Source organism: Kitasatospora sp. NPDC057542 (assembly GCF_042801945.1).
Taxonomy (GTDB): Bacteria; Actinomycetota; Actinomycetes; order Streptomycetales; family Streptomycetaceae; genus Kitasatospora.
This window is the reverse complement of sequence record NZ_JBHVFE010000451.1, coordinates 1-7,247: the sequence shown is the minus strand read 5'-3', so window position 1 is coordinate 7,247 and position 7,247 is coordinate 1. Positions and strand designations below refer to the sequence as shown.

Here is a 7,247-nt window from a genome sequence, read left to right as displayed (position 1 = left end):
CGGTGCCCTGCGTGAGTTCGTCGCGCAGTACTCGGCTGCGGTCGAGCTCGGCAGCGAGTTCGGCCGGGATGAGCCCTGCGTCGCTGGCCCGCTCGGGGCAGTTCAGACGGGTACGGCGAGCTGGCCGGGGGTCTGGTCGGGGTCGTCGACCTCGACCAGGTCGGTGCCCTCGACGGGACAGCCGACGGGGGCGTCCGGCGGGGTCGGGCGGAGGCCTTCGAAGAGCGCCGATCCGGCGTCGACCAGGGCGGCGTTGCGCGCGTGAATCTGCCGGCGCTCGCGGTAGCCGACGGTGGTGGCCGGGTTGTCGTGGTCGGCGAAGGCCTGGACCTCGACGAGATCGACGCCATCGTCCAGCAGGTGGGTGATCCGGGAGGCGCGCAGGATGTGCGGGGTGACGTCGCGGCACCTCTCGCAGCGTTTGAAGGCGTGCCGTTCCCGGCCGGGGCCCGGCGGCCGGTCGGTGTCGGGGCAGGTCAGGACGCGGGCACGGTGGCCGAGCCGGGTGAGGATCCGGTCGACGTCGGAGGGGTCGAGCCGGTTGCTGGCCGCGTCCAGGAGCAGCGGGCCGTCGGTGCGGCCGGCGGTGTGGGCGTCGAGGCGTTCGGCGAGGGCGACGCCGAGCGGCAGGATCCGCTCCTTGGCCTCCTTACGGGTCACGTTGAGGTAGGAGCGCCGGCCGCGCTCGATCCGGGAGGTGACGTCGGCGGCGCACATCTCGCCGACCCGCCCGGCCAGCGTATAGAGCAACTCGACGACCAGCAGGTCGAGTTCGCTCTCGGCGGCGCGGTAGAGCGCCTGGATCTCCTCCTTCTCCAGGACCGGGGTGGAGGAGGAGGTGTTGCCCTTGTCGATCCGCGGTAGGTCGTCGCGTAGCACTGGGTTGCGCAGGCCGTCGCGGCGTTCGGCAGCGTAGACGTGCAGGGAGGACAGCGAGCGCAGCTTGCGGGCGATGGTGGCCGGGCGGGCGCCCTGCGCCGGGCGGTCCGCGGTCGCGGGGCGCACGCCCTCGGCCTCCATGCGGATGCGCCAGGCGGTGATCTGCTCCGGGGCGAAGCAGCCGATGCTGAACCGGTCGTGACCGAGCTCGCGGGCGTAGTTCGCCCAGGTGCGGCGGATGTCGTCCACGTACTCGCGCTTGGTGCCGACCGATGCCCGCCGGGTCGAATTGATCCATTCCAGGATCATCACGAACGTCTCGGGCGTAACGGCCTGAGCTAGGAGTTCGGCGCGAGAGGTGTAGAACCGCTGATTCCCTGACCTACCGGTCTGAACTACCCCAAGGTTATCCATCAGCTTACGGAACACCGCGTTCTGCAACGGGCTGGACGGAAGGGACGGAACGGACCCGCCGTCGGCCGGGTCGAGCTGACTGGTCGCCATGGCCCGATGGTAGCGGAAAACAATGGGTGCGGGGCCGCCACTTGTGGGACAGGTTCGGCTTTGTGGGCGCGATTTGGAATTTGCTACCCTTGCCGATACCAGGGGCCTTTGACCATGGGTTAGCCCCCAAGTCGACGGTCTGTGGTGGGTGCCCCCGAGAGGGGGCGGGAAGGGAAAAAATCATGGATGACCTCAACACGCCCACTCGTTCAAAGGTCGGCCCCCGTGGACGGCTGACCATCCCGGTCGCGCTCCAGCGCGCCGCCGGCATCACGGAGGGCGAGGAAGTCGTGCTGCGGGTCGTCGCCCCGGGCGTCTTCACCGTCGAATCCGTCCAGGCGGTCAAGGACCGGCTGCGCGGGTCGTTCGCCAGGCGAGACCGCCCGACCGACATCGTCGCCGAGATCCGCGCGGAGCGGGACCGGGAGGAGAGCGAGGAATGGTCAGACCCGAACAACACCGGTGCTGACCGACGTCCCATTGGTGACTCCTCGCCACCGTGACGCCGACCCGACATCCCACGATCCCCGCAAGGAGTACCCCTTGAACCCGACCAGTGCGCACTCGGCCGCAGACGCCAGTACCGTCCTGGCCTACATCCTGCAGGAGACCGGCGCCGAGGCCGCCGAGGCCCTGCTGCCCGGCGCCGCGATCACGACCGACACGCTCACCGAGGTCGTCCAGCACGCGTTGCGCCATGGCTACCTGGGCACCCCGACGACGCTGGCCCAGGACCTGATGGCGATCGGGCTTCAGGTGGTCACCACCACTACCGTCGCCCAGGCGGCCCGCGCCGCCGAGCTGCTCCAGCTCTGCCGCGCGGAGCGCGACCAGCACGGCAACCGCACCCTGGCCCGCGGTGACGCCCAGGTCCTCGCGCTGGCCGAGCACCTCGGTGTTCCGGCCGTCACGGGCGACCGCCTCTGGGTCGAGTATCAGCACCTGCTCACCGTGCCGGTGAAGCTCTTCCGCTGACGCACCACCGCGAGTTCCCCCGTCCGCCGGACGGGGGGACTCCGTCGTTCCCGGGGGCGGCCGACACCGATCCGGGACGGGAGTCGAGGGCGCCCGGGCGGCCCCGGGCTCCGCGCCCGGCCGCCCGCTCACCATCGGGTCTGCGGCCGCACCCGGGCCGCGTCCGGCACGGCCACCGCAGGGGACGGCTGCGAGCCGACGCTTCGGCGAGTGCCGGACGCTCGCCCATCCGGCCCCGCTACCAGCCCCCGAGCCGGAAACCGTTCGGCTCCTCCAGGTCGTCGCCGAAGTCGTCGTCCACATCGCCGGCGGGCGGTGGGCAGCCCTGCATGCACACCGGGTTCCACACGGTCCCGGTCCACCGGTGCCCGCACGCCAGCGTGCTGTCGTCCAGGTCCGCGAAGGGCTCCGCGGCGAGGGTCCCGCGCTCGGCGGCGCAGTAGCCGTCGCAGGCTTCCCTGCTAATCGGGTGCCCGCACTCCAGGAGGTAGTCCACCCGGCCATCCTCGTGCCGGGATCGCCCGGAGACGGTGCGGCGCGCGGGTCCACTGGGGGTCCGCCCGCTGGTACCGCGTCTCCGTTCGTTGACACCCGTCCCACCGGGCTTCGGGGGCCGGGGCGAACGCCACAGGCCACGGGCGGGACGGTCCGGCTACCCGGAGGTGACGCTGCAGCCCATCGAGTTCCGGGACCACAGCGGGCGGTAGTCCCGGTGGTCGGACCAGGGCGCGGCCATCTCCAGCATGACGTCCCACTGCAACTGGCAGCGCATCACCAGGTGATCGCCAAGCGAGGACTTCGCAAGCGCCTCCACGGTGGCTTCCATGAAGTACGCAGCGCCGCACAGCGCCGCGACGACCCGCTCGGCACCCTCATCCCCGAAGCGGGCCTCGTGCTCTGCGGCGCGGGCGCGGATGAACGCACCCAGCGCGCCCACCTCCCCGGGGCGCAGGTAGACGGCATCCTGGTGGTCGTTCACGGCGGTCATGGCGGGAGCGTACGGCCTCGCGCCCAACTCCAGCCCGCCACCGCACCGTTGCTCACCCGATTGAGCACCGGAAGGGGCAGTGCACGGGTGAAGCGCAGCGCTTCACCTGGTCTAGTGAACGTTTATGTGTGTCTTTTGTGTTCAAGGCGTCCGATGTGGAACCGTCAGTGGCATGAAGATCACGACCACTGTGGAGAACCCGACCCCCGATGCGCTGGAACAGCTGCTCGCCCTGGCCGCCACGCCGGCCGCCGTGGTGGCGGTCGTACCGGATGACCGCTGGACCCCAGAGCGGGCACGCGCCTACTACGACCGCCTGCCGCCCCGGGCGCAACAGATCCTGTTGCAGGTTGTTGAGGGCGACGGGGAATGCCCGGCCGATCAACTGCGGGCCGAGGGCCGGAGCCTGAGGGGTTCCACCGGGGCGTTCCGCCGGGTGCTGTCCGAAGGTGCGCGCACCGGGGTGTGGCCGGAGGCGTTGCTGATGCCCCTGACTTCCCACATCGTCGGCGGCCAGCTCAGGAAAGTCGAGATGCCTGGGTATGGGACCGAGCGGTACGCGCACCCTGCGTTCGAGGAGGGCCTGCACGACCTGCTGTTCCGGCGGTAGCGGTTGCCGTGGTCGGGCCCGGAGGGGTGTGAACCGGAGGCCGTGGACCGTCGTGCGGCCGGAGTAGTGGGCCTCCAGGCAGGTGCGCGCGGTAGTGAGGTTGCCGACGACGCCCACCCTCGGACGATCCTGGACCCGCAGCCGAAGCCACTGGTCCGCTTATTGGCGTAGAGGGGGCGGGTAGCAAGGGGATGTGCCCCCGTTCGGCCTAAGCGCTCCACGGGGGCGGCATCCGGAGTACCGTCCTGATTGAGTGAGGTCAGAACGGAGAACACCAGTATGCCCCTGAACAGCGAGCACATTGGCGCGCGCGTGAGGATTGCCCGAAATGCGGCTGGGCTGACACAAGTTGAGCTGGCCGGCTACCTAGGGCGGGCCGAATCCTGGATGGCGAATGTCGAGAGCGGTCGACAGCCTCTCGACCGGTACAGCGTGATCACTTCCATCGCCGACCGCTGCGATGTCGACGTCGTATGGCTTCTCGGCCAGCCATACCGCCTTCAGCGCGCCGGGGGCAGTCTTGCCCACGCGCACGTCCCCGCGATCCGGACCGGTATCCGTCGCGCCGGTCTCATTCTCTCCGGCCATCCCGGACTCATTCCCCAGGGCGCCCCAGTCGAACTGGCCGAGCTGCGGAAGCAGTCTCGCCGCGCCAACGTAGCCCGCCAGGCCGCGAACCTGCCCAAGGTCGCCACCCTGCTGCCGCCGCTGATCGAGGACCTGAACACGGCAGTGCTCACCCTCGTCGGGCACCAACGAGACGAGGCCCTGAGACTGTTGGTCGACGCCTCCAGGACCGCCCGGATGTGCCTGAACCAACTTGGCTACCCGGATCTGGCCTGGTCAGCCGCCGAAGTCGCGGCGGGCGCCGCAACCGCTGTTGACGACCCCCTGATGCGGGCTGCCGTCGCTTGGGACAGGTGCGGTGCGCTGCTGCACCAGGCCTCGAACAGGGAGACCATCGCTGTTGCCGAGGCCGCAATGCGAGACCTTGAGCCCTACGCCGAGGGAGGGGCGCCTGACCAGGAAGCGGTCTCGCTGCGTGGGGCCCTGCAACTGCGGTGCTCGATCGCCTACGCCCGCGCGGGGCGCAAGGGCGACGCCTGGGCCAGCATCAACGCCGCCCTGGAGGACGCCAACAGGCTCGGCGACAACTGGTACGACCTGGCGAACCACACCGTGTTCGGTCGCGGCGTCGTGGCCGTGCACGCGGCGGAAGCCGGCGTTGAGGTGGACCAACCGGACCGCGGCCTCAAGTACGTCCCCGAGGTGGACATCACCCAGATCCCGTCGAAGGAGCGGCGCACGCACTACGCAATCGACGAGGCCCGAGCGATGCACCGGATGGGTAAAAGCTCAGCAGCCGTGGTCAAGCTGAAGGAAGCCGCTACGGCGGCACCGCACTACGTGTACGCCGACCCCATGAGTCGCGCTCTGGTCACCGAGCTCGTACAGGTCGGAGTGCCGTCGCAGGGCGCGGCCCTGTCAGGGCTCATCCGCAACATGGAGCTTGTGCATTAACTGTCCCTTCGGGTCGAACAATTGACGCCCCCTAGGATTTCTAGGGGGCCCGCTTCTTTCGAGCTGCCACTCTCAAGAGGTCACCAGAGGTACGTGCGTGATCACCGTGGGAGACTGGCAATGGAGCTGATCAACACCCGTCGGCCGGATGCCGCCGCCACCGCCTACTCGGCCCTGGGCTGGCCGCTGTCCATCGGGTACCGGAACCGTCCACGACAGGGATGCACCTGCGGTGACCGGAACTGTGCGTCCCCGGGCGCCCATCCCCGTCTGGACAGCCCGATCTTGTTTACTCCCGAGCGTGTTGTTGAGGAGCTGGAGGAGTCGCCGGGCGCAGGTCTGATCGCCTGGACCACCAGGTTCGACGCTCTGGTCGTACCCCGGGACGTCGGCATGGCCGCGATGGTCGTGCTGGAGAAGGTGGCCCAGGTCCCGTGCATCGTCACCGACGAGTCGGTGACTCTTCTGACCCTCCCGGCCACCGGCCGGTACGCGAAGGCGGACCGAGCGGGTGTCAAGGTCCGGTCGGGGCCGAGCGACTGGATCGCGGTTCCGCCCTCGCACGGTACCCGTTGGGACACTCCGCCGTGGGTGCCCCAGACGAATCACCCCACCGTCCTGCTGCACGGCGCCGACGTTGGCCGACGTTTGGCGGAGGCGGCTTCCTCTAGCTCGACTGTCAAGCTGGCACGATGAGCGCCGCCACAAGCCTCAGATTCGCTGCCGAGCAAGCACGGATCCGTGACCTTCGTCGGTGGGTGAAGACGGCGTTGCCGTCGCTGGGCCTCGACGGCCGGCAGGTGGATGCCATACGGGACGACGTGGCGCTCGTGCTAACCGAACTTGGCACGAACGCTGTCGTGCACGGGTGCGACGGTGGCCGGTCGGATATGACGCTGACGGCTGCCCTGCGGTACGACGCCCCGAACATGCTGTGGGTGTCCGTGACCGACCCTGGGCCCGGACGGCCCGAGTACCGGCCGATGAGCACCGACGCGACCTGCGGCCGCGGCCTGAGGCTGGTCATGAAGATCGTCGCCCGATTCGGTGTCGAAGACCTCCCCGAGGGCGGCAAGACGGTCTGGGCGGAAATCAAGCTGCCCGTACCCACACGGTCGGCGGCCGCCCTGGCCGAGCAGGTCGGCCCGCAGATCGCGGTGTTGCGCTCAGACACCGCCGCACGAAAGTCCCAGCCGAGCCCGGCCGTCGGCACGCTACCCGGGCGCCGGGCACTCGATCGAATACCCGCGTGACCTCGTAGACCTCCGGTGACGCCTGTTGCCTCCCCGCAGTGGGCGCCACCGGACTCCAGAACGCCCGCCCCGAACACTCGCGGGGTGGGCGGCGGAAGAGCACCGCCCTCCCATCCGGGGCGCGCACGCTCACCGCGTCCAAGGGCCGATTCCCCCCGTGTCTGGGCGGGGAAGCGGTCCGGACACCCGCGGGGCCCAGACGGGGGCCCCGCGGTTCGGGTGGCGCCGTTCCTGCAGACGGTGCCACCAGGAGGGTGTGCGGGCCCGGACTCCGGGGCTGTTGACCGGGCCCGCACACCCTCTGAGACCACCCGCTGCTGGGGAGCGGCGGGCAGTCCGGGGCCCTGGACAGCACACCCCCGTTCGCCAGGGCCCCGGGTGAACCGGACGAGCAGGGAGCCGAGGCACGGTGCTGCCCTGCCCGTCCGTCCCGGCACGTGCCACCCGGTACGGGGCCGGCCGGTCCGGGACGGCCCCACTGTTGGGGGGGCCGCCCGGGACCCCTCCACCCCTTTCA

Annotated in this window: 9 protein-coding genes; 6 read left to right on the top strand and 3 right to left on the bottom strand. The window is 70.2% G+C overall.

Annotation, left to right across the window (positions count from 1 at the left end):
- Positions 1-102: 102 nt before the first annotated feature.
- Positions 103-1,188, bottom strand: coding sequence for a tyrosine-type recombinase/integrase (locus tag ACFU7Y_RS36175; RefSeq protein ID WP_380770898.1), 1,086 nt, complete (start codon positions 1,186-1,188; stop codon positions 103-105).
- 377 nt (positions 1,189-1,565) lie between these two features.
- Between ACFU7Y_RS36175 and ACFU7Y_RS36170 the strand changes: the two genes are divergently transcribed.
- Entirely contained in the window at positions 1,566-1,886 is a 321-nt protein-coding gene (locus ACFU7Y_RS36170; protein ID WP_380770897.1) for an AbrB/MazE/SpoVT family DNA-binding domain-containing protein, read from the top strand.
- A gap of 40 nt (positions 1,887-1,926) precedes the next feature.
- Positions 1,927-2,358: a PIN domain-containing protein gene (locus tag ACFU7Y_RS36165; protein WP_380770896.1), complete on the top strand. Its 432-nt coding sequence runs from the start codon at positions 1,927-1,929 to the stop codon at positions 2,356-2,358.
- Positions 2,359-2,596: 238 nt separating this feature from the next.
- Here ACFU7Y_RS36165 and ACFU7Y_RS36160 read toward each other — a convergent pair whose 3' ends face one another.
- Both ACFU7Y_RS36160 and ACFU7Y_RS36155 read right to left on the bottom strand, forming a co-directional pair.
- A complete protein-coding gene (locus tag ACFU7Y_RS36160) occupies positions 2,597-2,854 on the bottom strand; it encodes a hypothetical protein (protein WP_380770895.1) in 258 nt (85 codons plus the stop codon).
- 156 nt (positions 2,855-3,010) lie between these two features.
- The gene (locus tag ACFU7Y_RS36155) at positions 3,011-3,346 is read right to left on the bottom strand and encodes a hypothetical protein (RefSeq protein WP_380770894.1); all 336 of its coding nucleotides are present in this window, start codon (positions 3,344-3,346) and stop codon (positions 3,011-3,013) included.
- 172 nt (positions 3,347-3,518) lie between these two features.
- Here ACFU7Y_RS36155 and ACFU7Y_RS36150 point away from each other — a divergent pair, with 172 nt between their 5' ends.
- The 4 genes from ACFU7Y_RS36150 to ACFU7Y_RS36135 all read left to right on the top strand — a co-directional run bounded on the left by ACFU7Y_RS36150 (position 3,519) and on the right by ACFU7Y_RS36135 (position 6,730).
- Positions 3,519-3,956, top strand: a complete 438-nt coding sequence (locus ACFU7Y_RS36150) for a hypothetical protein (RefSeq protein WP_380770892.1) — start codon at positions 3,519-3,521, stop codon at positions 3,954-3,956.
- A gap of 279 nt (positions 3,957-4,235) precedes the next feature.
- On the top strand, positions 4,236-5,477 hold the full coding sequence (locus ACFU7Y_RS36145) for a helix-turn-helix domain-containing protein (protein WP_380770891.1): 1,242 nt from the start codon (positions 4,236-4,238) through the stop codon (positions 5,475-5,477).
- 285 nt (positions 5,478-5,762) lie between these two features.
- Positions 5,763-6,173 (top strand): hypothetical protein, encoded by a 411-nt coding sequence (locus ACFU7Y_RS36140; RefSeq protein WP_380770890.1) that lies wholly within the window; start codon positions 5,763-5,765, stop codon positions 6,171-6,173.
- Complete coding sequence (locus ACFU7Y_RS36135; protein WP_380770889.1) at positions 6,170-6,730, top strand: ATP-binding protein; 561 nt, start codon at positions 6,170-6,172, stop codon at positions 6,728-6,730. Before ACFU7Y_RS36140 ends, ACFU7Y_RS36135 begins: the two co-directional genes overlap by 4 nt.
- Positions 6,731-7,247: the final 517 nt, after the last annotated feature.